Source organism: Rubripirellula obstinata (assembly GCF_001642955.1).
In the GTDB taxonomy this organism is placed as follows: domain Bacteria; phylum Planctomycetota; class Planctomycetia; order Pirellulales; family Pirellulaceae; genus Rubripirellula; species Rubripirellula obstinata.
In genome coordinates this window covers 1-1,313 of the sequence record NZ_LWSK01000289.1, presented here as the reverse complement: position 1 = coordinate 1,313, position 1,313 = coordinate 1, and the positions used below count along the sequence as shown (strand labels likewise).

General features: G+C 54.5%; 2 protein-coding genes. Both read right to left on the bottom strand.

The window, feature by feature from the left end:
* Window positions 1-204 precede the first annotated feature (204 nt).
* Complete coding sequence (locus tag RC85_RS28120; RefSeq protein WP_068267843.1) at window positions 205-597, bottom strand: hypothetical protein; 393 nt, start codon at window positions 595-597, stop codon at window positions 205-207.
* Window positions 598-704: 107 nt separating this feature from the next.
* On the bottom strand, window positions 705-1,313 hold a 609-nt coding region (locus RC85_RS29165), incomplete at its 5' end, for a YbjQ family protein (RefSeq protein ID WP_476748594.1).

Here is a 1,313-nt window from a genome sequence, read left to right as displayed (position 1 = left end):
CCACCAATGATGCCGCCGAACCACCCTCCCGGTTCCCACTGCAGCCTGCCCTTTCCGCGTCGAGCGGATTGGTGTGTGTGTTGATTCATCGGGAGTGTCCAAGGGGTCATTTCAGTCGGATAACGTCCCACATCACCGGGGACGGGCGAACAACTTGCAAGCAGAAGAGAAAACGGACCACCCGTCCTCCGGTGCATGTGTTGGTTATCCGCCGTATTGATGGGCGATGCAAAGGCCGAAGTACACGAAAAACGCCCCAAGAAGGATTGGGCCAATAGTAAACACCCACCGCGTCGTGAAAGCAAGTCGTTCAGCGTCCCCCGTTGTTGTGTCCATGATGACACGGACGTGATGACCAACGGAAAGCATGCCAGTCCCATATTTGGACACGAACCTATGTGCATGACCGTCTATTTCATATTCGATTTCGGCCCGAGTATTTTCCCACTCAGGATCGCTGTGTTCGGCGATGACGATTCCGTTAACCACAACGGAGTTCCGCAACCGCTTACGCCAATCGCGTTCGTGGATAATCGCGAACGAAGCGATGCCAAGGCCGATGGCAACGATCAGGAATGAGACGACAATGATCAGCATTGCGTTGGAATTAGGTCAGTCGGATAACGTCCCGCATCACCGGGTACGGAGGATAAAGTTGACCACTGGGAAAAAGCGTGCAAGCCGTACTCCGGTGCATGCGATGGTTATCCGTCGTCTATGGCGGTCCTTGGGGACGCAGTTACCGCCGTTCCAATACAGCAAATCATAAGCATCGAGTTACCGACAGTCGAGTAGTCGAACCGCATCCCGACAACGGCATTTGCACCCATTTTGGTGGCACGTGCGGCCATTTCGGACATTGCAGTGTTCCGACCGCGAACAAGCAAAGTTTCGTATTCGTCAGAACGTCCGCCGACTATGTCGGTGACAGCAGCGAAGAAGTCACGCAGGACGTTAGCACCATAGATCGTTTCGCCGAAAACCGGACCAAAGTAGTGGTCGATGGCATGTGTAGAGAATGACGGCGTCGTCGTAATAAGCATGTCGATATGCTCTGCATCTCCGTTCGGATCAGATCCGGGTCTCGGCGCGCGGCACGTCCAGCAGATGTTGTAGCCAAGGTCGGTTTCACCGTCGCATGATGGGCATGTCCAAGGCATTGATTCGCGTTCAGGGGTAGTAGAGGATTTCATTCGGATAACGGTATGCATCACCGAGGTGGCGGGATTTGACGTGCAAGCAGAGAGAAAAGTGTGCGGCCGCCACTCCGGTGCATGCAATGGTTCAAGTAAGCCGCTTAGATGCGGGGCGTG

Bases quoted from the DNA above. Each gene is read 5' to 3' on its own strand.
- RC85_RS28120 (WP_068267843.1), bottom strand. From the start codon at position 597: ATGCTGATCATTGTCGTCTCATTCCTGATCGTTGCCATCGGCCTTGGC.